Source organism: Rhizobium sp. K102, assembly GCF_022385315.1.
GTDB lineage: Bacteria > Pseudomonadota > Alphaproteobacteria > Rhizobiales > Rhizobiaceae > Rhizobium > Rhizobium croatiense.
Genome location: NZ_CP092436.1, coordinates 2,652,143 through 2,677,355, shown reverse-complemented (window position 1 = coordinate 2,677,355; position 25,213 = coordinate 2,652,143). Strand labels below are relative to the sequence as shown.

At 62.8% G+C, this 25,213-nt stretch carries 19 protein-coding genes and 3 pseudogenes; 14 read left to right on the top strand and 8 right to left on the bottom strand.

The features are described 5' to 3' along the window. Positions 1-81: 81 nt before the first annotated feature. Positions 82-1,239: a PA0069 family radical SAM protein gene (locus MHI61_RS19245; RefSeq protein WP_168297625.1), complete on the bottom strand. Its 1,158-nt coding sequence runs from the start codon at positions 1,237-1,239 to the stop codon at positions 82-84. A 138-nt stretch (positions 1,240-1,377) separates the two neighbouring features. On the opposite strand from MHI61_RS19245, the gene MHI61_RS19240 reads away from it, so the two are divergent. Further along, entirely contained in the window at positions 1,378-1,896 is a 519-nt protein-coding gene (locus MHI61_RS19240; RefSeq protein WP_239790121.1) for a glycosyl transferase, read from the top strand. A gap of 207 nt (positions 1,897-2,103) precedes the next feature. Beyond that, complete coding sequence (locus MHI61_RS19235; protein WP_239790120.1) at positions 2,104-2,418, top strand: hypothetical protein; 315 nt, start codon at positions 2,104-2,106, stop codon at positions 2,416-2,418. Positions 2,419-2,522: 104 nt separating this feature from the next. Here MHI61_RS19235 and moaB read toward each other — a convergent pair whose 3' ends face one another. The 4 genes and pseudogenes from moaB to MHI61_RS19215 form a co-directional block, all read right to left on the bottom strand. Next, positions 2,523-3,074 (bottom strand): molybdenum cofactor biosynthesis protein B, encoded by a 552-nt coding sequence (gene moaB, locus MHI61_RS19230; RefSeq protein WP_239790119.1) that lies wholly within the window; start codon positions 3,072-3,074, stop codon positions 2,523-2,525. After that, entirely contained in the window at positions 3,074-3,970 is an 897-nt protein-coding gene (locus MHI61_RS19225) for a 4-(cytidine 5'-diphospho)-2-C-methyl-D-erythritol kinase (protein WP_239790118.1), read from the bottom strand. Before MHI61_RS19225 ends, moaB begins: the two co-directional genes overlap by 1 nt. Before the next feature lie 12 nt (positions 3,971-3,982). After that, positions 3,983-5,817: pseudogene (locus MHI61_RS19220) on the bottom strand (tetratricopeptide repeat protein). 134 nt (positions 5,818-5,951) lie between these two features. Continuing rightward, on the bottom strand, positions 5,952-6,968 hold the full coding sequence (locus tag MHI61_RS19215) for a polyprenyl synthetase family protein (protein WP_239790117.1): 1,017 nt from the start codon (positions 6,966-6,968) through the stop codon (positions 5,952-5,954). 108 nt (positions 6,969-7,076) lie between these two features. On the opposite strand from MHI61_RS19215, the gene MHI61_RS19210 reads away from it, so the two are divergent. Further along, entirely contained in the window at positions 7,077-7,304 is a 228-nt protein-coding gene (locus tag MHI61_RS19210; RefSeq protein WP_097663693.1) for a DUF2007 domain-containing protein, read from the top strand. A 7-nt stretch (positions 7,305-7,311) separates the two neighbouring features. Continuing rightward, positions 7,312-8,108 (top strand): annotated as a pseudogene (locus tag MHI61_RS19205) (methyltransferase). On the opposite strand, the pseudogene MHI61_RS19200 reads toward MHI61_RS19205, so the two are convergent. Beyond that, a pseudogene (locus tag MHI61_RS19200) lies at positions 8,098-9,437 on the bottom strand (Nramp family divalent metal transporter). The pseudogenes MHI61_RS19205 and MHI61_RS19200 overlap by 11 nt on opposite strands. A 183-nt stretch (positions 9,438-9,620) precedes the next feature. Here MHI61_RS19200 and MHI61_RS19195 point away from each other — a divergent pair. From MHI61_RS19195 to MHI61_RS19150, 10 genes are all read left to right on the top strand, one after another. Then, complete coding sequence (locus MHI61_RS19195) at positions 9,621-10,481, top strand: S49 family peptidase (RefSeq protein ID WP_239790116.1); 861 nt, start codon at positions 9,621-9,623, stop codon at positions 10,479-10,481. A gap of 18 nt (positions 10,482-10,499) precedes the next feature. Further along, positions 10,500-10,691 carry a hypothetical protein gene (locus tag MHI61_RS19190; RefSeq protein ID WP_003584596.1) on the top strand — a complete coding sequence of 64 codons (192 nt, stop codon included), beginning with the start codon at positions 10,500-10,502 and terminating at the stop codon, positions 10,689-10,691. A 360-nt stretch (positions 10,692-11,051) separates the two neighbouring features. Next, on the top strand, positions 11,052-12,008 hold the full coding sequence (locus MHI61_RS19185; RefSeq protein ID WP_239790115.1) for a glycine--tRNA ligase subunit alpha: 957 nt from the start codon (positions 11,052-11,054) through the stop codon (positions 12,006-12,008). Positions 12,009-12,169: 161 nt separating this feature from the next. Then, entirely contained in the window at positions 12,170-13,915 is a 1,746-nt protein-coding gene (locus MHI61_RS19180; protein WP_239792877.1) for a DUF2207 domain-containing protein, read from the top strand. 115 nt (positions 13,916-14,030) lie between these two features. Beyond that, the gene (locus MHI61_RS19175; RefSeq protein ID WP_039618171.1) at positions 14,031-14,582 is read left to right on the top strand and encodes a LemA family protein; all 552 of its coding nucleotides are present in this window, start codon (positions 14,031-14,033) and stop codon (positions 14,580-14,582) included. A gap of 86 nt (positions 14,583-14,668) precedes the next feature. Then, positions 14,669-15,931 (top strand): 3-phosphoshikimate 1-carboxyvinyltransferase, encoded by a 1,263-nt coding sequence (locus MHI61_RS19170; RefSeq protein WP_239790114.1) that lies wholly within the window; start codon positions 14,669-14,671, stop codon positions 15,929-15,931. Between the two features lie 38 nt (positions 15,932-15,969). After that, positions 15,970-17,904 carry a DUF2207 domain-containing protein gene (locus MHI61_RS19165; protein ID WP_239790113.1) on the top strand — a complete coding sequence of 645 codons (1,935 nt, stop codon included), beginning with the start codon at positions 15,970-15,972 and terminating at the stop codon, positions 17,902-17,904. A gap of 65 nt (positions 17,905-17,969) precedes the next feature. Further along, on the top strand, positions 17,970-19,241 hold the full coding sequence (gene purD, locus MHI61_RS19160; protein WP_239790112.1) for a phosphoribosylamine--glycine ligase: 1,272 nt from the start codon (positions 17,970-17,972) through the stop codon (positions 19,239-19,241). A 104-nt stretch (positions 19,242-19,345) separates the two neighbouring features. Beyond that, complete coding sequence (locus tag MHI61_RS19155; protein WP_239790111.1) at positions 19,346-19,810, top strand: plant virulence effector HPE1-like domain-containing protein; 465 nt, start codon at positions 19,346-19,348, stop codon at positions 19,808-19,810. A 385-nt stretch (positions 19,811-20,195) separates the two neighbouring features. After that, on the top strand, positions 20,196-22,019 hold the full coding sequence (locus MHI61_RS19150) for a methyl-accepting chemotaxis protein (RefSeq protein ID WP_239790110.1): 1,824 nt from the start codon (positions 20,196-20,198) through the stop codon (positions 22,017-22,019). Positions 22,020-22,082: 63 nt separating this feature from the next. Here MHI61_RS19150 and MHI61_RS19145 read toward each other — a convergent pair whose 3' ends face one another. Further along, complete coding sequence (locus tag MHI61_RS19145; protein ID WP_239790109.1) at positions 22,083-22,577, bottom strand: DUF523 domain-containing protein; 495 nt, start codon at positions 22,575-22,577, stop codon at positions 22,083-22,085. Between the two features lie 261 nt (positions 22,578-22,838). Further along, positions 22,839-24,953, bottom strand: coding sequence for a glycine--tRNA ligase subunit beta (glyS, locus tag MHI61_RS19140; RefSeq protein ID WP_239790108.1), 2,115 nt, complete (start codon positions 24,951-24,953; stop codon positions 22,839-22,841). Between the last annotated feature and the right edge of the window lie 260 nt (positions 24,954-25,213).

Here is a 25,213-nt window from a genome sequence, read left to right as displayed (position 1 = left end):
GGTGAAGGCCATCCGCGGGAATTGCGCTCGGGCTCGAAAACAGGGCGGTTTCTCGATGGGCCGATGCGCAAATTCTATAAATCAGAGCAGCGACAGCTGGACGCCGCTGCCATCAGGCGGCACGAACAGATCGTCGCGCAGCGGCAGACCCCGCCGCGTCAGGCCGAAACGCCTCGCCGCCATTTCGAAGCGCCGGGCGATCTGCCACGCATAGGGACCGGCGCCCTTCATGCGCTTGCCGAATTCAGCATCGTAATCCTTGCCGCCGCGCATCGAGCGCACCAGCGACATCACATGCCGGTAGCGATCGGGATAATGCTGCAACAGCCAGTCGCGGAAGAGCGGGCTGACCTCGAGCGGCAGCCGCAGGATGACATAGCTCGCCTCGACGGCGCCGGCTGCCTTGGCCGATTCGAGGATGCGCTCCAGCTCGTGATCGTTCAGCGCCGGGATCAGCGGCGCGGCCATCACTGCCGTTTGGATTCCTGCTTCCGACAGTGTGTGAATGGTCTCCAGCCGACGCGGCGGCGTGGCGGCGCGCGGCTCCATCGTCCGGGCAAGCTTGCGGTCGAGCGTGGTCACGGAGATGCCGACGCGCACCAGGTTCTTCGCCGCCATCTCCTGCAGAATGTCGAGATCCCGCAAGATCATCGCCGACTTGGTGACGATCGAGACCGGATGGTTCGCCTTGTTCAAAACCTCGAGAATGCCGCGCATGATGCGCCATTCCTTCTCGACCGGCTGATAGGGGTCGGTATTGGTGCCGATTGCGATCGCCCGCACCTTGTAACCCGGCTTGGCGAGCTCCCGCTCCAGCAGCTTAGCCGCATCCGGCTTGGCGAACAGTTTCGTCTCGAAATCGAGCCCCGCCGAAAGCCCCATATAGGCGTGTGTCGGCCGGGCGAAACAATAAATGCAGCCATGCTCGCAGCCGCGATAGGGATTGATCGAGCGGTCGAAGGCGACGTCGGGCGATTCGTTGCGGGTGATGGCCGTGCGCGGCTTTTCGATCTGCACCTCGGTCTTGAACGGCGGCAGCTCTTCCAGCGTCTGCCAGCCGTCGTCGAAGGTCTCCCGCTGCAGCGCCTCGAACCTGCCGGTCGGGTTCAGTCCGGCCCCGCGCCCGCGCCGACGGTCGACCTCGACCCTCAGCCCGGAGGAGACGATCATCGCATCGGCAATATCTGCCGTATTGGCAGGCGCGAATGCGGCCTGCCCTGCCAGGGACTGCTCTCTCATCGGATTCTCCCGCAGCGGGAAGCCATCGCTCCGCTCGTTTTGATGATTAAATTCCTATCGGCAAATAGAGAACAATGCAAGAACAAAATGCGGAAAACGCCGCTGGCAAAAATTTGTGCGGCGCATTATGACTAGGCAATGTTGACGGTTGTTCTCGAATGTCAGGATCAGGAATCTGAGCTGGCCCAGACCTTATCGGTCTTGGTGGCAGGCGCGGTGGAGGGGCTCGTCGGCGATGTGGTCGTGCTCGATCACGGCTCGCGCGACGGCAGCTCGCGGGTCGCCGACGCGGCCGGCTGCCGGTTTCATTCGCAGTGGGATATCAAGGACATCGTCGCTTCCGCCCGCGGCGACTGGCTGCTTTTCGTCGAGCCGGGTGCACGCCCGCAGGTGGGCTGGATCGACGAGATTGCCGAATATATCGCGCTCAACAAGGCGCCGGCGCGCTTCACCGCTTCGCGCGGCTACCGGCGCCCATTTTTCGAGCGCATCGGCCGCGCCGCGCCGCCGCTGGAGCTTGGTCTGCTGATGCCGAAGAGCCAGGCGCTGGCCGCCGCCAGGAGCGGCATGCGGCTTGCCGAATTCGCCAAGGGCCAGAAGCCGCGTAAACTAACAAGTGAATTGATTCCTTCCTGGGTGGCGCGCGCGGCGCGGTAAGCATTTTCACTCCCCCGCACCGAAGCAGCATCACAACCCTTCCCACATCGCGCAAAAAATGGCGCCCAATCAGATTTCGCGCTATAATTCGCCCATGGCGCCGCCGAAGCCGCGCTTCGCAACGGGTGGCCATGAATGCCGGTGGACGGCAGAACAGGTCGGCGAAAATCTCCTCTTCTGCCGGGTTCCGGCGAAAGGAGGTGCGTCATGATCCGCCATACGCTTTACGGCCTTGTGGCAGTCATATTGGCGACGTTGATGATCGCGCATCCGCATTCGGCAGCATCGCAGGCGATGCTCAGTTGCGCAGGCCGATCCGACGTCGTCAAATTCCTGGACAAGAATTTTGCTGAGAAGCTGACGGCGGTCGGGCTGGTCAATCAGAACGCCGTGCTGGAGGTCTACACCGCCGAAAGCGGCACCTGGACGCTCGTCGTCACGGATGTTCACGGCATCAGCTGCATCCTGCTATCGGGTGACAGCTGGGAAACGATGCCGTCTCTGCCGGGCCTTGCCACCTAATGCATGTCGCCCGGAACTGTACAGCGGTTCAGCGACAACGATTATGCCTAAAAATAACGGGCTAAAGCGCGCCGCGATCGTTCGGATTGGCTTCTCGCGAAATTCTATTTCTGTGCGCCGCGTTTCAGATGCTCGTCGAGACGCGGCATGATCTCGACGAAGTTGCACGGCGTGCTGCGGTAGTCGAGCTGCCCCTTCAGAATGCCGTCCCAGGCATCCCGGCAGGCGCCGGGCGAGCCCGGCAGGGCGAAGATGAAGGTGGCATTGGCGACACCTGCCGTGGCGCGCGACTGGATCGTCGCCGTGCCGATCTTCTCGTAGGAGATGCGGTGAAAGACGGCGGAAAAGCCGTCCATGCGCTTTTCGAACAAGGGCTCCAGCGCTTCCGGCGTCACATCACGGCCGGTAAAGCCGGTGCCGCCAGACGTGATGACGACATCGATGTCGTCCCGCTCGGTCCAGGCCTTGACCTGCGCGGCGATTTTGTCGCGATCGTCAGGCACGATCGCCCGCTCGACCAGCCGGTGACCCGCTTCGGTGATCCGCGCCGCCAGCGTATCGCCGGATTTGTCGGTTTCCGGCGTGCGGGTATCCGAGACGGTGAGGACAGAGATGCCGACGGCGATAAACGGCCGCTTTTCGTCCAGACCTGCCATTACATGCCTCCCGAAACCGTTTCCGTCGCCCGGACATACCAGTCGGGCCGCTCGCCGTGAAGAGCTGACGCCGCCTCGTGCGCCGCCGCCATGCTCGTAAAAATGCCGAAGCAGGTGGCGCCGGAGCCGGACATGCGGGTGATGAGCGCGCCTTGGGCCTGCAGCATCTGCGAGATCATTGCAATCTCCGGCACCAGTTCGCGCGCCGGCGCCTCCAGATCGTTGCGGGCCGAGCCGATCGCCGTCAGCCAGCCGGAAGTCCCGGACAGACCGGGAGCAAGGTTGAGGGCCGGATTGTTCTTTGCCGGCAGCCGGCGGAAGACTTCGGGCGTCGACACGCCCTTCAGCGGATTGGCGAGCACCATGGCGAACGCCGGCAGCTCAGGCACGGCTTCGATCCTTTCGCCGATGCCGCGGGCAATCAGCGGCCGGCTTTCAAGGCACATCGGCACATCGGCGCCGAGCTTCAGCGCGAGGCTGGCAAGCGTCTCCACCGGCAAGTCCATGCCCCAGAGCCGCATCAGTCCGCGCAGCGTCGCGGCCGCATCGGCTGAGCCGCCGCCGATGCCGGAGGCGATCGGCAGGTTCTTTTGCAGGTGGATATGCACAGGGAAGGTGAGGGCACCGAGCGTCTCGCGCAGGAGATCGCGAGCCCGCAGCACCAGGTTGGTGCCGCCGTCGCCGGCAAGTGTCTCGCCGAAAGGGCCCGACAGCGTGAAAGCGTCGGCCTGTGCAGGCAGAAAGCCCAGCCGGTCGCCGCAATCGGCGAAGGTCACCAGCATGTCGAGCAGATGGTAGCCATCCGCCCGCTGGCCGGTCACATGCAAAGCGAGATTGATCTTCGCGCGCGCCTTTTCGGTGACGCCGAAAGCCTCGGCCAGGCCTTCTTCAGGCATGCTTGCCGCCCGTCAGGATTTCTTGTCGACCGGCGGCGGGGTGACGGGCGCCGGATCCGGCTGCTTCTTGTCGGCCGCCTTGGCATCGTCGCTGGCAGGAGGCAGGCCGTTGGCGACCTTGTCCTTGATCTTCGGAATTTCGGCGGCTTCCGGCTCGGAGGCGAGCGCCCGGTTCCACTGATAGACGGCCTCGAGCTTGCGGCCGACGCGCCAGTAGGCGTCGCCCAGATGGTCGTTGATCGTCGCGTCGCCGGCCTTGATCTGTGCGGCCCGCTCCAGCTCGTCGACGGCGTCGTCGAAGCGGTTAAGGCGGAAATAGGCCCAGCCGAGCGAATCGATGATGTAGCCGTCGTCAGGGCGAAGCTCGACGGCCTTCTTGATCATGCCGAGGCCTTCGTCGAGGTTCCGGTTCATGTCGATCCAGGAATAGCCGAGATAGTTCAGCACCTGCGGCTGGTCGGGATTAAGCTCCAGGGCCTTGCGGAAGTTCGGTTCGGCCTGGTCCCACTTCTTCAGCCGCTCATAGGCAATGCCGCGCTGGAAGAAGACGCTCCAGTTGGCGCGGCCGGCAATGGGGCCGATCGCTTCGACCGCCTTGTCGTAATTGGCGGCCATCGCCTCATAGTCCTTGGCGTCGGAGAGCACGCTGCCATAGGCGAGGTAGCTGCGGATGTCCTTCGGGTCGGAGGCAATCAGCGCCTGCAGGTGCTTGCGCGCCTCTTCCACCTTGCCCCCCTGGGCAAGGGCAAGGCCGAGCTGCAGCTCGGAGATGCGGCGCATCGGCGAATTTTCCGGCACCTTCTTGTAGAGCGCGATGGCGCGGTCCATCTGGTTCTGCTTCTCGGCGATGCCGCCGAGCAGCACCAGCGTATCGGCGCTGTTCGGGTCGAGTGCTTTGGCCGTCTGCAGGTAGAGCGAGACGATGTCCTCGGCGCCGTCGCGGTTCAGCGCGCCGCCGACCGAAAACAGCACGCCGGCAGCCCCTTCTTCAGCGGTCTTGACCTGCTGCTCCTGCTTCTCGCCCTTTTCGATGCTGTCGCGTAGCGCGTTCAGCGGCGCATAGTTCGGCAGCAGGTTGTCGCCGACCGATACGGCGTCGAGCGCCTTCTGCTTGTTGCCCTGTGTCGCTTCGAGGCGGGCAAGCGCCATGACCGCGCGCATGAAGGTGTCGGGCGCCGTCGCACCCCTTCCTTGTCGAGCACGGCGTCGTTCAGATGCTTTCGGGCGGATTTCACGTCGCCGATGGCGATGGCGATCGCGCCGGCATTGTAATTCTGGAAGATGCGGAACCAGTCCGGGCCCTTCATCTTCTCGACCATGGTGAGTGCTTCCTTGCCGCGGCCGGCGCCGACGCGGGCCCAGGCAAGCAGCAGGTCGTTCATCATCCGGTCGAGATCGTTCGGGCCCTTGTATTTCAGGATGGCTTCGGCGGTCTTGTAGTCGTCGCGGCGCACGGCATCCATGCCGCGCACGATCGTGGTGATGCGCTCGACGGAGGGGTCGCCCTTCAAGTCGTTGGCATATTTGACGCCTTCTTTGATGTCGCCGTTGAGCAGCAGCGAAATCATCAGCCGCTGGCGGATCTCCGGATTGCCGGGCTCGATCAGCAGCGCCTTCTTGTAGAGCGCGATCGCCGTTTCATAGTCATGATCGACATCGGCCGTGCGTGCGGCGAGGAAGGCGCCGGAGAAGGTGGTAACGCTATCGGCATCGAAGGTATCGGTTTTGCCGGCATCGCCCGCCGTCTTGGCCGCATCCTCGGCGTTCACGCCGGCGAAGACGCCGAGCGAAAGAACAGCCGCCAATGCTGCGCTCGTAAGAAGACGGATGGCAATTCTCTGCCGCATGAGGAAACCTTTCTTCGAGAGCGCCCGGCCATGATGATGCCGGTCGCAAATCAGTTGTGATCACTGATTCATAACAGGATGGCTTTTTTGAAGCGGCGCCGCAAGAAAATCAGGCTGCAATCGAGAACGTTTGGTCAGTTGACGCGCTCGATGCAGAAGTCGATCACTTCCATCAGGGCGGATTTCCACACCGTATCGGGAAGCGGCGCCAGCGCATCGCGGGCGATCGTGCCATAATGGACCGCCCGGCCGATCGTGTCGCTGAGCGTGCCGTATTTGGTGATCAGCCCGAGGGCTTTTTCCAGATTGGCGTCGCTGCTGTTGCCGGCCTCGATCGCATCGCGCCAGAAGGCGCGTTCGTCCTGCGTGCCGCGGCGATAGGCGAGGATGACGGGAAGCGTGATCTTGCCTTCGCGGAAATCGTCACCGACATTCTTGCCGAGATCGGCGGCCTTGCCGCCGTAATCCAGCGCGTCGTCGACGAGCTGGAAGGCGAGCCCCAGATTCATGCCGTAGGATTTCAGCGCGTTGCGGCCGGAGCGGCCGGCATCGGCGACGATCGGCCCGACTTCGGCGGCCGCCGCAAAAAGCGCCGCCGTCTTGGCGCGGATGACGGCGAGGTAATCGTCCTCGGTCGTCTCCATGTTCTTGGCGACGGAAAGCTGCAGCACCTCGCCCTCGGCGATCACGCAGGCGGCGGAAGAGAGCACATCGAGCGCATCGAGCGAGCCGACATCGACCATCATGCGGAAGGCCTGGCCGAGCAGGAAGTCGCCGACCAGCACGCTTGCCTGGTTGCCCCAGATCATCCGCGCCGTCGATTTGCCGCGGCGCAGGTCGCTTTCGTCGACGACGTCGTCATGCAGCAGTGTTGCCGTGTGCATGAATTCGACCGATGTGGCGAGCTTGACGTGATTTTCGCCGCGGTAGTCGAACAGCGAGGAGGCTGCCAGCGTCAGCATCGGCCGCAGCCGCTTGCCGCCGGACGAGATCAGATGGTTCGCCACTTCGGGGATCATCTGCACGTCGGAGCCGGCCTTGGACAGAATGAGCTGGTTCACCCGCTCCATATCCGCCCTGGTGAGATCGACCAACGGCTTTATGGATGCCAGTTTGTTTTTGCTTTCTTCAAGCGGTATGACCACGCCCAACGACCCGGACTCCTGTTCATTCATTGCAGCAGACAATAGAAAGGGGCGATGGACGCGGCAAGAGGTGAATTGTCGCGCACGGCGAAATTGGAAGGAAAATGACGGCAAATGCATGAACTTATCCGCGCCAATGACCCCGTTCTGCTCTCCTATGCCGAGAGCCTCATGAAGGATGCGGGCATTCATTGCTTCATCGCCGATCAGGGCATGAGCGTGCTCGAAGGCTCGCTCGGTATGCTGCCGCGCCGGCTGCTGGTGGACGAGGAGATGGCCGACCAGGCCCGCCGCATCCTGATCGACGCCGGTCTCGGCGGCGAATTGCGCGACAGGAGGTGAGGGTGGGATGACCGGGGAGCCTGCCCAAACCATCGATGCCTTTCATCGCGGCGCCTTTCATCTGGTGCAGCCGAAGGGCAGGGGCCATCGCGCCGGCATGGATGCGATGCTGCTTGCCGCCCTCGTCGCCGACGATCGTCCGGTCAGGGTGGCCGATCTCGGCGCCGGCGCCGGTGCGGCCGGCCTCGCCGTTGCCTCGCGCCTTGCGAGTGCGGACGTGGTGCTGTTCGAGCGGTCGGCCGAGATGGCCGATTATGCCCGTCGCAGCATCCTCCTGCCCGAAAATGCCCATCTTGCCGCCCGCGTCAGCGTCGTCGAGGCGGATGTGGCGCTGACCGCCAAGGCGCGCAACGATGCCGGCCTCATCGATGAGAGCTTCCACCACGTCATCATGAACCCGCCCTTCAACGATGCCGGCGACCGGCGTACGCCGGATGCGCTGAAGGCCGAAGCCCATGCGATGACCGACGGCCTGTTCGAAAGCTGGATCCGCACGGCCGGCGCCATCATGATCCCCGGCGGACAATTGTCGCTGATCGCAAGGCCCGAATCGATCGCTGAGATCGTCGACGCCTGCGGCCGGCGTTTCGGCGGCATCGAAATGACAGCCATCCATCCGCGCGAACGTGAAAACGCCGTGCGTATCCTGGTGACTGCAATCAAGGGGTCGCGGGCGCGGCTGTCACTGCGCGCACCGCTCATCATGCACGAGGAGGGGAGCCACAAATTCTCCCCCTCATCGATGATTTCAACAATGGCCGGGCGGCCTATGCCAGGCTTCGATCCTCGGCAGCTAGCCGGTGACGAAGTCGAGCAGCAGCTTGACGTTCAGCCCGGCAATCACGACGGCGATCACATAGGCGATGCCGCTCAGCCAGCGGGGAGCCACCAGTTCGCCCATCTTAGCCTTGCTGGCGGTGAACATGACGAGCGGGAAGACGGCGAACGAAAGCTGCAGGCTGAGCACGACCTGCGTGAGGATCAAAAGCTCCGCCGTGCCCTGGTCGCCGTACCAGATGGTGACGACCGCCGCCGGCACGATGGCGATCGCCCGGGTGATTAGCCGGCGCACCCAGGGTTTCAGCCTTATCTTGAGAAAGCCTTCCATGACGATCTGGCCGGCAAGCGTCGCCGTCACCGTCGAATTGAGGCCGCAGCAGAGCAGCGCAATGCCGAACAGCGTCGGCGCGATCGCCAGACCGAGCAGCGGCGACAGCAGCGAATGCGCCTCGCCGAGCTCGACGATGTCGGTCCTGCCATGCGCATTGAAGGCAGCAGCGGCCAGGATCAGGATCGAGGCGTTGATCAGCAGCGCGAAACAGAGGGCGACCGTCGAGTCGATCGTCGCATAGGTCAGCGCCTCCTTCTTTCGGGAACCGTGTGGCCGTACGCCCGCGTCTGCACGATGCCGGAGTGGAGGTAGAGATTGTGCGGCATGACGGTCGCGCCGAGAATGCCGAGCGCGAGATAAAGCATCTCAGGATTGGTGACGATCTGGGTGGTCGGGAAGAAGCCGGTGATGACGGAGCCCCATTGCGGGTCGGCAAGCAGGATCTGCACACCGAAGCAGATGGCGATGACGCCGAGCAGCGCGATGATGAAGGCTTCCACCCAGCGGAACCCGAGTTTCTGCAGGAAGAGGATCACGAAGACGTCGAGCGCGGTGATCAGCACGCCGAGTTCGAGCGGAATGCCCATCAAAAGGTTGAGGCCGATCGCCGTGCCGATCACCTCGGCGATGTCGGTGGCAATGATGGCAATTTCGGCAAAGGCCCAGAGCGGCACCGAAACCCATTTCGGATAGGCGTCGCGGCAGGCCTGCGCGAGGTCGCGGCCCGAGGCGATAGCGAGACGGGCGCAGAGCGATTGCAGGACGATCGCCATCAGGTTGGAAAGCAGTGCGACGGTGAGCAGCGCATAGCCGAATTTCGAGCCGCCGGCGAGCGAGGTCGCCCAATTGCCGGGGTCCATATAGCCGACGGCGACCATATAGCCCGGCCCGGCAAAGGCCGCCGCCCTGCGCCACCTCGAGCTGTGACGCCCGGTTCCGACGGTGCGGTAGACATCCGACAGCGACGCCTCGCCGCGTTCGTGCCGCCAGCCGCTTGTTACCTTGGGGTTGAGGGCGTCCATGCCATTTCCACCTGTTTATCGTGAGCGCACTATGACGAATCAGAATGACAATGCAAGTCATTCGCAACAAGAAAGACCATTCTCGATGTTTTGCAAACGCGGGCATTGCGTTTGTCGTTCCAACGCATACATGGATGCCGATCGTAGATTGACGATCGGGCGACCCGAAGCGAAGGATGGGAAATGGCCGGATTCTGGAAAAAATTGCTGCCGAAACGGTTCCGCAAGGAGGGCGTCACCATCCCGGTCGTCAGATTGCAGGGCGCGATCATCAGCGGCGGCGGCCAATTCCGGCCGACCCTCAATCTCGCCAATGTCGCTCCGGTCCTGGAAAAGGCCTTCGCCATGAAGGGCTCGCCGGCGGTTGCCATCGCGATCAACTCGCCGGGCGGCTCGCCCGTCCAGTCCCGGCTGATCTTCACCCGCATCCGCGAGCTTGCCCGCGAGAAGCAGAAAAAGGTTCTGGTCTTCGTCGAGGACGTCGCCGCCTCCGGCGGCTATATGATCGCGCTTGCCGGCGATGAGATCATCGCCGACGCCACCTCGATCGTCGGTTCGATCGGCGTCGTCTCCGGCGGCTTCGGCTTTCCCGAACTCCTGAAGAAGATCGGCGTCGAGCGCCGCGTCTATACGGCGGGCGAAAACAAGGTGATCCTCGATCCGTTCCAGCCGGAAAAGGAAAAGGACATCGAATATCTGAAGAGCCTGCAGCTCGAGATCCATCAGGTCTTCATCTCGATGGTGCGCGAGCGACGCGCCGGCAAGCTGAAGGATGACGCCACCGTTTTTTCCGGCCTGTTCTGGAGCGGCACCCGCGGCCTCGAACTCGGCCTCGTCGACGGCCTCGGCGACATGCGCCAGGAGCTGAAGCGACGCTACGGCCAGAAGGCGAAGCTTGAGCTCGTCACCGCCGGCCGCGGCCTGCTCGGTCGCCGCATCCCCGGCGTGTCGCCGGTCTCGCTCGAGGGCGCCGCATCGGGACTCGCGACGGGGCTTGTCGAAGCAGCGGAAGAGAGAGCATTGTGGAGCCGCTTCGGGCTTTGAGAGGAGCAAGAGAGGGGCATGGCACAGCTTATCACCATCCTGGTCCTGGTCTTTTCGGCCTGGTGGCTCTACCGCCGCTTCGTCTCCGATGCCCGCAAGCTCGCTGAAAAATCACGCCGCGCCGAAAAGGAGCGCCAGACCGGCGCGATCGGCACGCTGGTCAAGGATCCCGTGACCGGGGAATACCGGCTGAAGCGGGATGAGGAATAGGTCTCGGTTCTCCCTTCTCCCCTCCGAGGTCCGAAGGACGGGTCGAGACACGTGGCTCGACCCAGGTCGATGCCCGTAGGGCGAATGAGAGGGCCACACGGCACGCCATTGATTGCCCTTCGCTTGCGCGCAGTGCATTCGCTCCTATCGTCGCTCACCCCCTCATCTGCCTGCCGGCATCTTCTCCCCGCTGGGGAGAAGGGATATGCGGCACCGCCCAACGAAATACAGGATGGGTAGGGCGGCGAAATTCCTCTTGCGTCGCCACACAGCGTCGCCGCCCCCCGCAAAACCCTTGACCCCTGCCGCCCTCCATGGCACCTGTCGCGCCGATAATCCCCAAGCAATCGGTGCCGTTTCATGTCAGCTATTCCAGACCATATGAACCCGAAGCGCTCCTTCCAGGCGCTGATCCTGACCCTGCATAGCTACTGGGCGGACAAGGGTTGCGCGGTGCTGCAGCCTTACGACATGGAAGTCGGCGCCGGCACCTTCCACCCGGCCACCACGCTGCGCGCCCTCGGCCCGAAACCGTGGAAGGCGGCCTATGTTCAGCCGTCGCGGCGTCCCTCCGATGGCCGCTATGGCGAAAACCCGAACCGCCTGCAGCATTATTACCAGTATCAGGTCATCCTGAAGCCGAACCCGCCCAACCTGCAGGAACTCTACCTCGGCTCGCTCGCCGCGATCGGCCTCGACCCGCTGCTGCACGACATCCGCTTCGTCGAGGATGATTGGGAAAGCCCGACGCTCGGCGCCTGGGGTCTCGGCTGGGAATGCTGGTGCGACGGCATGGAAGTCTCGCAGTTCACCTATTTCCAGCAGGTCTGCGGCATCGAATGCGCGCCGGTCGCCGGTGAACTGACCTATGGTCTTGAGCGCCTCGCCATGTATGTCCAGGGTGTCGACAATGTCTACGACCTGAATTTCAACGGCCGCGAGGGCGACGAAAAGATCAGCTACGGCGACGTCTTCCTGCAGGCCGAGCAGGAATATTCGCGTCACAATTTCGAATTCGCCAATATCGAGATGCTGCATCGTCACTTTGTCGATGCCGAGAAGGAATGCCGGGCGCTGCTCGATGCGGGCGCGCCTGACGACAGCGCCAACCAGCGCCTGCACAAATGCGTCTTCCCGGCCTATGACCAGTGCATCAAGGCCAGCCACGTCTTCAACCTTCTCGATGCCCGCGGCGTCATCTCGGTGACCGAACGCCAGAGTTATATCCTGCGGGTGCGCACGCTCGCCAAGGCTTGCGGCGAAGCCTTCCTGCTGACCGATGCGGGCGGCGTCAATCTGACCAGCGAGGCGGCGTAAAAGCCGTCTCTAAAAATTCGCCGCTCTCGAGACTGCGCTTCTTTCGCGCGAAGCGTTCGACCACTATCTTATCGCTGTTTCGATCAGGTATAGATTCGGTCTGTCTTTTGAAGAGCGGTATTTTTTATTTCAAAATCGCATTTGAAAACTGCGCAGGCGGGATGTTGCGCCTTTTATCATGGCCCATCTTATGCGCCATGCTGCTCGCACTGACGTCGTGCAGCAATTTCGACCAAGAGTTCACCGTCCAATCGGCAAACAGCACGGTTGAGGTCTACACCGACGGCACCGCCTTTGTGTCGGAGTTCTTCGATATCGCGGTCAAAAGGGCGGAAAATTACGGCGGCGTTTACGTTGATATCCCTCAACGTTTCACGGATACGTCAGGTGGTGTTCACTGGCGAGACTTCGAACTGGCTGCAGCCCGGCGCGGCGGGCTCGACGAATACTATTCCGTGGAAAATAATGTGCCGGGCTACTCGATTTACATAGGAGCGGAGCACTGCAAACACTGCTCTGCAGATCTGCCCACCGGTCTTACAAAGATCCAGATCGCTTACTGGCTCGGACGCCTGGTTCGCCGGGAAGGCGACCGCGAGATTCTCTTCCTGCCGGCCTATATGGGCCGCGTGCACGGCCAGGCAGCCAAAAAAACGCTGACCCTGAAGCTGCCGCCGGGCGGAACGTTACGCCCTTCGCAACAGGATCGGGCGGCCTATGACGTCACGCGCAGCGCGCCGAATGAGCTCTTGGTGTCGATTCCAGCAGGCAAGGGGGATAAAGTCCTGCCTGATATCGAGATCGAATATCCCGCAGGGACCTTTGTGATTGTAACAAGCGGGAAGCGGATACAGTGGTGGCTTTCCGATCATTTTCTCCCCTTCATAAGCATTTTAGGGCCGCTGATCGTCGCTCTGGTCGCTATCCTCAAATTTCGACCGTCCTGGCTTGTGCCTGCACCATTGATAACTGTCGACACCAAAATAACGCAAAACATATCCCCCGCTCTTGCGGCCTATTTGTTCCGGAATTGGAAGGCAGATGCGGCAAAAGCGGCCTTCCTGGCGTCCGTCTGCCAACTCGCAGTAAAGCGAATGCTTCGCATTTCCAGCCTGGATGAGGATGCGGAGGCTTCGAACTTAATCACAAAGCAAGAGCGCAAGAAGGGCAAGCCGGGTCGCTCCAGGTGGTATGCTCTTCCGGCCGCGACGCGCTTGGTATTCGGCCAAATTGAAGGAGAGCGGCCTGCCGGCGATCGGCGCAGAGTTAAAAATGCCCGGCCTGATGTGAGAGATGAATTGCACAGAACAGTCACTGAGGAATATCAGAGGATCAGAGGCAAAGATCGCTGGAGCTTGGCGGCTGCTGCATCGATTTTGGCTCTCGGCATTGCCGTCGCCTCTTTTTCGGGCCTTTTGATCTTTTCCGCGGCCATCTGCGGGATATTGTTGGTTCTTTTGATCGTTGCAACGATGTTTCGCCATCCGGAGCGGTTTCCCGTAGCCACCGGCACCTCCGAGCAGTTCGCACAGGCGACTTTTTTGTTTGTAGGGCTTCCGGCGATTGTTATTGCTGCACTTTCCTATATCGGCACGACCGAGGTGATCGGCGAACAGCGGCCATATCTGATTGCGATCTTGCTGCACATTGTCGGCATTATCGCCATTTTGGCGATGCTGCGCATGCCAACGCCGAAGCAGCGGCAGATCCGCAACAACATCCTCGATTTGAATCGTTATATCAGCGGCGAGATCAACGGCCCGGCAATGTCGGTCGAATGCTACGAGCACTATCTGCCGTTCGCAGTCGCGCTCAACGTCGAGCAACGCTGGACCGAACGCTTCAATCTCTGGCGAGAGAGCCAGAAGATGAATGCCTATGCTCCGGATTGGCTGATAACCTCTTAGTCAGCAGAGTATCCATCAAAGTCTCATCGAAACCGGCTGAAGAATTGTATCGCCACGATGACTTTCCATGGCCGAATCACTAACGTGCGATCATCAAATCGGGGAGCCCATCTGCATGTTTGTCATACTCGCTGTTGTAGCCGTTATCGCGCTTTACATCGTCTTCATCTACAACGGCCTTGTTCGCTCCCGACAGATGGCGCAAGAGGCCTGGTCGGGCATCGATGTGCAGTTGAAGCGCCGCGCCGATCTGATCCCGAACCTGATCGAGACCGTCAAGGGCTATGCCGCCCATGAAAAGTCGACGCTCGAGGAGGTGGTTTCGCTCCGGAACAAGGCGCAGGCCGTGCCATCAGGCGATGTCGCCGGCAGGGCGCAGGTGGAAGGGCTGCTCGGCCAGGCGCTCGGCCGCGTCATCGCGCTCGCCGAGGCCTATCCGGATCTCAAGGCCAACCAGAATTTCGCCGAGCTGCAGGATTCGCTGGAAACCATGGAGGGCGAGCTGCAGATGTCGCGGCGCTATTACAATGGTGCGGCCCGCGACCTGAACGTCAAGGTCGAAAGCTTCCCCTCCAATCTCGTCGCCGGCCAGTTCGGTTTTGCCAAGCGGGAATATTTCGAAATCACCAATGAGGCCGATCGTGCCGTCCCCAGCGTGAAATTCTGACGGTCCGGCATTTTGCCTTTGCCAGAAAGCGATTAAGAGCAAGGGCAGAATGCGGCCGGCAATGGTCGCTCCATGGAAGAAACATCATGACACGCACAGCCAAACTCACGATCATCCCGCCTGCCGGGCCGCTTTCGGGCCGCGCCATGCCGCCGGGTTCGAAGTCGATCACCAATCGGGCACTGCTGCTCGCCGGCCTTGCAAAGGGCACGAGCCGGCTGACCGGCGCGCTGAAGAGCGACGATACGCGTTATATGGCCGATGCGCTGCGCGCCATGGGCGTTGCGATCGACGAGCCCGACGAGACCACCTTCGTTGTAACAGGCAGCGGCAGGCTCCTGCCGCCGAAGGCGCCGCTCTTCCTCGGCAATGCCGGTACGGCCACGCGTTTCCTGACAGCGGCGGCCGCGCTCGTCGACGGCACCGTCATCGTCGACGGCGACGAGCACATGCGCAAGCGCCCGATCGGCCCGCTGGTCGAGGCGATGCGCACGCTCGGCATCGATGTGAGCGCCGAGACCGGCTGCCCGCCGGTCACCGTCAGGGGGACCGGCCGCTTCGAGGCCGACCGCATCCTGATCGATGGTGGGTTGTCCAGCCAATATGTTTCGGCGCTGCTGATGATGGCCGCCGGCGGCGACCGTCCTGTTGACATCGAACTCGTCGGCGAGGATATCGGCGCGCTTGGCTATATCGATCTCACCACGGCGGCGATGAAGGCCTTCGGCGCCAAGGTCGAAAAGACCAGTCCCGTCACCTGGCGCGTCGAGCCGACCGGCTACCGCGCCGCCGATTTCGTCATCGAGCCGGATGCGTCCGCTGCGACCTATCTCTGGGCGGCCGAAGTGCTGAGCGACGGCAAGATCGATCTCGGCGTGCCGAACGATGCCTTCACCCAGCCGGATGCCAAGGCCTACGAGACGATCGCCAGGTTCCCGCATCTGCCGGCTGAAATCGATGGCTCGCAGATGCAGGATGCCGTTCCGACGATCGCCGTGCTTGCCGCCTTCAACGAGACGCCGGTGCGCTTCGTCGGCATCGCCAACCTGCGCGTCAAGGAATGCGACCGTATCCGCGCCCTGTCCACCGGGCTCAACAATATCCGCCAAGGCCTGGCCGTCGAGGAGGGTGACGATCTGATCGTCCATTCCGATCCTGCTCTCGCCGGTCAGACGCTGCCGGCCGCGATCGACACCTTCGCCGATCACCGTATCGCCATGAGCTTTGCGCTCGCCGGACTGAAGATCGACGGCATCACCATTCTCGATCCCGATTGCGTCGGCAAGACCTTCCCGGCTTACTGGCGCACGCTCGCCGCACTCGGCGTGACATATCGGGACAAGGATTGACGGAAAGCGCAGCCGAGGCTGCCGGCGGGGAGACAGGGATGGGGCGTCGGTTTTACGGTTTTTGCTTGGCGCTGCTCTTGTTGGTGGCCGCCCCGGCCGCCTTTGCCACGGAACTGATCGACAGTTTCGTCTCCGACATTGCGCTCGAAAAGAGCGGTGCGATGACGGTGACGGAAACCGTCACCGTCAATGCCGAGCGCGATCGGATCAAGCACGGCATCTTCCGGGACTTCCCGCTCTATTTCACCGATGCCGGCGGCCGTCGCCGCAGTGTCGACTTCGACATCGTCTCGGTGAAGCGCGATGGCGAGGATGAGCCCTGGCACACGGAACAGATATCAGGCGGCATCCGCATCTATGCCGGTTCGGCCGAGGTGACGGTGACGCCGGGCCGCCACCGCTACGTCTTCACCTACAGGACCAACCGTCAGGTCCGCTATTTCGACGATCATGACGAACTCTACTGGAATGTCACCGGCAATGGCTGGCTCTTCCCGATCCGCTCGGCCACCGCGACGGTGAAGCTGCCGCCCGGTGTCGCTGCGACGCAGACGACCTTTTTCACCGGCCCGAAAGGCGCGACGGAAAAGAATGCCCGCGTCAGCCAAACCGCAGCCGGCCTCGTCTTTTCCACCACCGCGCCGCTCAATCCGATGGATGGGCTGACCTTCGCGATCCGCATGCCGAAAGGGTCGATCGATCCGCCGAGCAAGGATATGGAGAGCACATGGTGGCTGAAGGATAACCGCGATTATTTCATCGGCTTCGGCGGCCTGATCCTGGTTTTCGCCTATTATGGGAGATCTTGGTGGAAGGTCGGCCGCGACCCCGCCCGCGGTGTCGTCGTGCCGCGCTGGGATGCGCCGGAGGGCATCTCGCCGGCCCTGGTCAACTATATCGACAATAAGGGCTTCTCCGGCGGAGGCTGGACCGCGCTTGCCGCAACCGCCCTCGATCTGGCCGTCCGCGGTTACGTCAAGCTCGAAGATCTCAAGAATTCGATCACCATACGCGGCACCGGCAGGCCGCTCGACAGGCAAAAACTGCAGGCCGGCGAGACCGAGCTCCTGAAAGCCGCCGGCGGCGCCGGCAGGACGCTGACGATCGACAAAGCCAATGGCGAGCATGTGAAATCGGTGGGTCAAGCCTTCCGCTCGGCGATCGAGAAGGAGCACCGCGGCAAATATTACAATTCCAACATCGGCTACACCATCGGCGGCATCGCGCTCAGTGCCGTCTTCCTGGCGGCGCCGTTCATTATCGGGTCGCTGGAGCCCGATACCGTTGTGCTGATGCTGATGCCGGTCGCCATCGCGGCCTTCATTGCCGTCTTGGTCGCCAGGTTCACCAGGCCGCTTTATCGCGGCAGGTCGCTGTTCGGCAGGATCGTCGCACTCGTGGTCACATCAATTATTGTTTTCGTCGGGGTGAGCATCCTTCTGCTCAGCGTTCTGGCCTTCGCCTCCTCGCTCGTGGAACTGCACGAGACGCCGATGCTCTTTGCGATCGGCGGCATCGTGCTGCTCAACATCCTCTATTTCTTCATCATGGGCGCGCCGACCCCGCTCGGTGCCAGGATGATGGACGGCGTTGATGGCCTGCGGCAATATCTGACGCTGGCCGAGAAGGACCGCATGAACATGGCCGGCGCGCCCGAAATGTCGCCGCAGCATTTCGAGACGCTGCTGCCCTATGCGGTGGCGCTCGGTGTCGAAAAACCCTGGTCGCGCACCTTTGAGACCTGGCTTGCGGCTGCCGCCGCCGGCACGGCCGCGGCCTACGACCCCTCCTGGTATTCCGGCGATTTCGACAGCGGCCGCTTTTCCGACCGCGTCGGCGGGTTCTCCTCGTCGATGGCCTCGACCATCGCCTCGACGATCCCGTCGCCACCGCCGTCGAGCTCGTCCTCCGGTTTTTCCGGCGGCGGCTCCTCCGGCGGGGGCGGCGGCGGAGGCGGAGGCGGGGGCTGGTAAGCTTTCCCGCTTGACCTTTCGGCGCTTGGCCCTTAACCGCCAGGGACAAAAGGAAAGGGTGGCGCATGAAGGTTCTGTTGATCGGATCGGGCGGACGCGAGCACGCACTCGCCTGGAAGCTGGCGCAATCGCCGTTGCTGAGCGAGTTCTATGCCGCACCCGGCAATCCCGGCATTGCCGAACACGCCATCCTCGTACCCGTGAATATCGTCGATCATGAAGCGGTCGCCGCTTTCTGCCGGGAGAAGGCAATCGATTTCGTCGTCGTCGGCCCGGAAGCGCCGCTCGTTGCCGGCCTTGCCGACCGCTTGCGCGCCGATGGCCTGGCCGTCTTCGGACCGTCGGCCGCCGCCGCCCAGCTCGAGGGCTCCAAGGGCTTCACCAAGGATATCTGCGCCCGCTACGGCATTCCCACCGGCGCCTATCAGCGCTTCAACAACGCGCCGAAGGCCAAGGCCTATATTCGCGCTCAGGGCGCGCCGATCGTCGTCAAGGCTGACGGCCTTGCCGCGGGCAAGGGCGTGACGGTGGCGATGACGCTGGATGAAGCCTTGGCCGCCGTCGACGACTGCTTCGAAGGCGCCTTTGGCGCGGCCGGCGCCGAAGTCGTGGTCGAAGCCTATCTCGATGGCGAGGAGGCGAGCTTCTTCTGCCTCTGCGACGGCAGACATGCGCTGCCGCTCGCAACCGCCCAGGATCACAAGCGGGTGGGCGAGGGCGATACCGGCGTCAATACCGGCGGCATGGGCGCCTATTCGCCGGCGCCCGTGATGACGTCCGAAATGGTCGAGCGCACGATGAAGGAGATCATCGAGCCGACGATCCGCGGCATGGCCGAGAGCGGCCATCCCTTCTCCGGCGTATTTTTTGCCGGGCTGATGATCACGAAGAAAGGGCCGGAGCTCATCGAATACAATGTCCGTTTCGGTGATCCCGAATGCCAGGTGCTGATGATGCGGCTGAAGAGCGATCTGCTGCCGCTGCTGATGGCTGCCGCCAACGGCACGCTCGACCAGGTCAGCGCCGAATGGAGTGACGATCCGGCACTGACTGTCGTCATGGCCTCGAAGGGCTATCCCGGCGCCTATGAAAAGAACACGCCGATCCTCTCCCTGCCGCAGGTGGGCGACGGCGAGAAAGTGTTTCATGCCGGCACGGGCCTCAAGGACGGCGCGCTGGTTGCAACCGGCGGCCGCGTGCTGAACGTCACCGCATCAGGCGGCACGGTCGCCGAGGCGCGCGACCGCGCCTACGCCCTGCTCGACAAGGTCCGCTGGGATAACGGCTTCTGCCGCCGCGACATCGGCTGGCGGGCGATCGAGCGCGAAAAGGCCTGATATCAGGTGTAAACCGGCGCCTTCGTTAAATTTTTACCCTTTCCCCTGACGGGATGGAAACAAAGCTGCGTTAAAACACTCTCATAGTGAGACGGAGCGGCTTCATGCGTCAGATTTTCCTCGGTGCGGCAATCCTGCTGATGGCGGGTTCGGCAATGGCCTCCTCGATCGAGGTGATCGGCAAGGCCGCGCCGCGCGCTGCCGAGGGCAGCATCGTCACCGAAAGCTGCGCCGATTGCCCGCCGCTGCAGGCCGAGATCACCAAGAAGGATTATACGGTGCCGGAACTGAAGCCCGGCGCCGTGCAGGCGACCGAGGTCCGTGATGTCGGCGGCGAAAAGAAGATCTATCGCACCGAAGCCTGGATGGGCGGTTCGCCCGTGGTCTTCGTCAGCAAAGCGACCCCGGAAGCGATGATTGCCGCCGCGCCTTCGGCCCCGCCTGCCGACGGGATCGATATGAACGCCACCACCGCCGCCGTCATCGGCAGCGATGCCCGGCCGGTTGCCGCCGGCATGGCGCAACAGCCGGCGCCCCTCGACGCCTCCGATTTCAAGCTGCGATTCTGAAGCAATTCCCATTTGCGCCCGGAATTGCTTGAAGACAAAGTTCCCTGCCCCTGCCTGATCAAGGTTTCGATCGCTTGGGGTTCCACCACCGGTGGACCGAATGCACCCTCGATGAGCAGCGAGGGTGCATTCACGTTTTGGAGCATATGCTGGAAATAACGCAGTGTCCGGGGGTTTTGCTTTGCAAGCTACCCCCGGATTTTTAGGGAATTTGCGTCGCGAACAGTAAAAATTAAAGCTTTCTTATAGGGTGAGCATCAATGGTTACTTACCCGGTCGCAGCATGTTGTTTTTAGCAGCGGTAGACGTCGTCTTGTTTGGCGCGCTCGCACAGGCGGTAGAAGACCGCACCGGAAGGCACCCACCATTCCCGTTGCGAGGCGTCGTGAAAAATCTGAAAATATCGAAGCAGCTCATATTGCTGGTCGTCGGGCTGATGGCGGCCTTTGCGATCGCCACCTCCCTGCAGATCCGCTCCTCGGTCGATGCGATCTACAAGGAGCGTTATGACCTGCTGCGCGCCGAGGTCCAGTCGGCGGTCTCGGTTCTCAAGCTTTACCAGGCCAAGGTGACAGCGGGCGAAATGACGCTCGAGGATGCCCAGAAGCAGGCCTACACCACCGTCAACGGGATGAAATACGACCCGGACGGCTATTTCTTCGGTTATAGCTACGACGTCCAGATGATGTTCCACTACGACGCCGCGAAAGTCGGGCAGAACCTGAGGGGCCAGCCGGACAGCAAGGGCAAGCTCTATCGCGAAGAGCTGGTGAAGCTCGGGCAGCAGGGCGGCGGTCTTGTCGAATTTTATTCCACCAGCAAACCGGGAGAGCCTGCCGGCGATTTCCGCAAGACGGCCTATGGACAGGCCTTCGATCCCTGGAAGGTCGTCGTCGTTACCGGCGTCTACATGGACGATCTCGATGCTCAGATAAACCGCACGATCCTGACCGCGCTCTCCGGCAGCATCGTCCTGTTCTTCCTCGCCATGGCGGCCGCCTACGTCGTCATCCGCGGCATTTCGGGACCTCTCAACAACGTCCATGCCGCTCTGAAGGCAGTGGCCGAAGAGGACGTTTCCATTGCCATCCCGCACACGGCCATGAACAATGAGGTCGGCATGATGGCCAAGGCGACGTTGTCGCTGCAGGAAAAAATCAGGGAGCGCCATCAGATGTCGGATCGCGAGGCGGCCCAGCAGTTGGCGCTGGAAAACGAGCGTGAAAACAATCTGCGTCAGCAGCAGGACGAGGCGGCGCTCCAGGCCCGCGTGGTGACGACGATCGGCCAGGCGCTGGAGATGATCGCCCGCGGCGATCTCACCGTCCGCTGCGCCGATCTCGGTCAGAAATACGCCGCCCTGCGCGACAACTTCAACGATGCGCTGTCGCATCTCGAAGCCGCCATGGCCAAGGTCAGCGCCAAAGGCACCGATATCGGCACCAGCAAGGAGGAGATCCGCCGCGCCTCCAACGAGCTGTCGCAGCGCACCGAACGCCAGGCCGCCAGCCTGGAGGAAACCTCGGCCGCCCTCGACGAACTCACCGTTGCCGTTCGCCAGACCGCCGATGGCGCCCATGAGGCGAGCAAGCGCGTTCACTCGGTCAGCACCGAGGCCACCCATAGCGATGCGATCGTCGGCCAGGCGATCGAGGCGATGAGCGGCATCGAGAAGTCATCATCGGAGATCACCAAGATCATCGGCGTCATCGACGAGATCGCCTTCCAGACCAACCTGCTGGCGCTGAATGCCGGCGTCGAGGCCGCCCGCGCGGGCGAATCCGGCAAGGGTTTTGCGGTCGTCGCCCAGGAAGTCCGCGAGCTCGCCCAGCGCTCGGCTGCTGCGGCCAAGGAGATCAAGGACCAGATCGCCCGCTCCTCCAGCCAGGTCGACCATGGCGTCCGTCTGGTCGGCGAGGCAGGCGAGGCGCTGAAGCGCATCTCCGATCAGATCAAGGCCGCCAACGAGATCGTCGCCAAGATCGCCCACAGCGCCTCTGAACAGGACACAACGCTGCGCTCGATCTCCTCGTCGATGAACCAGCTCGACGCCGCCACCCAGCAGAACGCCGCCATGGCCGAAGAGACCACCGCATCGGCCGAGACGCTGGCCAGCGATACCGACGAACTGATCGATCTCATCCGCGGCTTCCGCGTCAGTAGCGAAAGCGTTGCCCCTGCCATGCATCGAGGTCGCCGCGCCGCGTAATCCGCTTTGGGAATTGCGTTACCGGAGCTTAGCGGCCGCCGGTTTCCGGCGGCCGCGCTGCTATCAGGTGTCGTGTGCCACGCGTGCGATCAGCCGCTCGATGTCGCGATCGGAAAACACTTCGATACCGACCGCTTTCAGCGCTGCCGCCGTCACGCCGTTGCCGGCCTGCCTGCCGCCGGAAAAGCTGCCATCATAGATGAAATCCGAGCCGCAGGACGGGCTGCCGTCGATAAGCAGCGCATAGCGGCAGCCGGTTTGCCGTGCGAGCGCCACGGCATTTTCCGCCGCCTGCAGAAACTCTGCCGTCACATCGCCGCCCGTCAGCTCTACGACCCGCGCCGTGCCGGCCAGCACCTCTTCGCCGGTCGCACCATTTCCAATCTCGGCCGGCGGCCGCGGCACCTTCATGCCTGCCGACATTTCCGGACAGATCGTCACCAGGCGCCCCTCGGCCCGCCATGCCTCGATCGCCGGATGAAGCAACGGCTTCGCCCGCCCGTCATACCGAACGGCCTGGCCCATCAGGCAGGCGCTGACGAGGATCCTGTTCTGCATGTCTGCTGGAATAGCGCCGCGGCGGCGGCAATACCAGCGTTTGATGATGACCGCTCTTCAAGGGGTAACGAACCACACCCGCCCCTCATCCGCCTGCCGGCACCTTCTCCCCACTCGCGGGGCGAAGGGGGATCGTTGCAAGCTCTCCGCTCCTCGCTCTCGTAGGGCAAGGCCCCTCGCCCCGTTTACGGGGAGAGGGTTAGGGTGAGGGGCAGATGTTTTGCGAGACCGGGCTGCATCGACACTGCAAGAAGCCGAATTTCACCCCGAAATCTTCGAGAAATCCGCAACCGTTCCCGTCGCTTCGCGGATCAACCGCAAGAGGGCGAGGCGGTTGGCGCGGATGGCGGCGTCCTCGTCGTTGACCAGCACCTCTTCGAAGAAGCGGTCGACCGGGCCGCGCAGCTTGGACAGGGCTTCCATCGCTGAGCGGAAATCCTCCCCGGCCACGGCATCCGCCGCATCCTTCGAGGCAGCTGATATGGCGGCGAACAGCTCCTTCTCGGCGTCGAGCTTCAGGAGTGCCGGCGATACGCCGTCGGCAATGACCGTGCCCTTCTTTTCCTCGGCGGCGAGCAGCTGCGTCGCACGCTTGGTGCCGGCAAGCAGGTTCTTGCCGTCTTCCGAGGTGATGAAGGCCGTCAGCGCTTCGACGCGGCGCGCCACCATCAAGAGGTCGTCGGCATCGGGCGTCAGCACGGCGTCGATGAGATCGTGGCGGGCACCCTGATCGCGCAGATAGACCTTCAGCCGGTCGTGGAAGAAGGAGAGCAGATCGCCATCCCTGGTTGTCGCCAGCAGCGGCAGGCGGACCCTTCGCTCCAGCAGGATGCGGACGACACCGAGGGCTGCCCGCCGCAGCGCAAACGGGTCCTTGGAACCGGTCGGCTTTTCGTCGATCGCCCAGAAGCCGGTCAGCGTGTCGAGCTTGTCGGCAAGCGCCAGCGTGATCGCCACCTTGTCTTCCGGCACCCGGTCGGACGGGCCCTGCGGCTTGTAGTGATCTTCGACGGCCGCGGCAACCGAGGCATTTTCGCCCTGCAACACCGCATATTTGCGGCCCATCAACCCTTGCAGCTCCGGAAATTCGCCGACGGCTTCGGTGCGCAGATCGGCCTTGGCGAGCACGGCGGCGCGATCGGTGAGCGCCGTATCGGCGCCGGTGACAGCAGCCAATTCCTTGGCCAGCGCCCGGATGCGGGCGACGCGCGCGCCCTGCGTGCCGAGCTTGGCATGGAAGGTCACGTCGAGCGCGTCGAGCTTGGCCATGCGCTGATCGAGCGGCTTCTTGAGATCGAGGCCGAACTTTGCCGCCGAAACTGCAAGCGTCTCGAGATCCGGCAGGTTGCCCTGGTCGCGCTTCCAGAAATGCAGCGCGTCCGAAAGCCGGGCCCGCACCACCTTGCCGTTGCCGTGGACGATTTCCTTGCCGCCGTCATGCGCCTGGATGTTGGAGACGAGGATGAACCGGTTGGACAGCGTTTCCTCGCCTTGATTGCGGGTGACGAAGCACTTCTGGTTGGTCTTGATCGTCAGCCGGATGATTTCCGAGGGGATGGAGAGGTAATCCTCTTCGAAGGAACCCATCAGCACCTGCGGCCATTCGACGAGGCCGGAGACTTCCTCCAGCAAGCCTTCGTCTTCGACCAGTTCGAGCCCGTTGGCAAAGGCGATGTCGCGCGCGTCGTGCAGGATGATGTCCTTGCGCCGCTCGGCATCGAGGATGACCTTCGCCTTTTCCAGGCTCGCTGCATAATCGTCGAAGCGCCGGGCGGTGATCGCCTCGGGCGCATGGAAACGATGGCCGTAGGTGATGTTGGAGGCGGTGATGCCGTCGATCTCAAAGGGGATGACGACTGTCTCCTCATGCTCGGGCCCGAAGGTGCAGACGATCGATTGCAGCGGCCGCACCCAGCGCAGCGCGCCGGACTTGGAGGAGGCCTTGCCCCAGCGCATCGACTTCGGCCAGGGGAAATCGCGGATGATGGCGGGCATCACCTCGGCGACGATCTCTTCCGCCGCGCGGCCGGGCTTGGAGATGACCGCGACGTAGAAATCCCCCTTCTTCGGATCGCTGACCACCTGCGCCTCGGAGATCGACGAAAGGCCGGCGCCCCGCAAGAAACCTTCGATCGCCTTTTCATTGGCGTCGGTGCGTGGCCCCTTGCGCTCCTCGCGCACATCGGCCGAGCGCGCCGTCAGGCCGTGAATGTCGAGCGCCAGCCGCCGCGGCGTCCAATATTCACGCGCGCCCTCATAGGACAGACCCGCTTCGACGAGCGCATCGGTGACGAGCTTCTTCAGGTCGCCGGCAGCCTTGCGCTGCATGCGGGCCGGAATCTCTTCGGAGCGGAGTTCGAGAAGAAGGTTTGGCATGTCACACTTTTCCTTGCGCCCGCGGGCAGGGCGATCCAAAACGTTGCTTCTGCTATCAAAGAATGCCGCATCTGCACAACCGCAAAAACGGAAGAGAGCGATGGGCCTGAGCGACCTGGCAAAGGTGTTGCCGCGCCACACGGCGACACGCCCGCCGATCGCCCAATCACTCAACTTCCGCTGTGGAAACCACAGTCGGGCATTGCCTTGCCGCTTTTCGCCGCTATGGTCCCGCAACTTTCGTCGACACAGGAAATCTC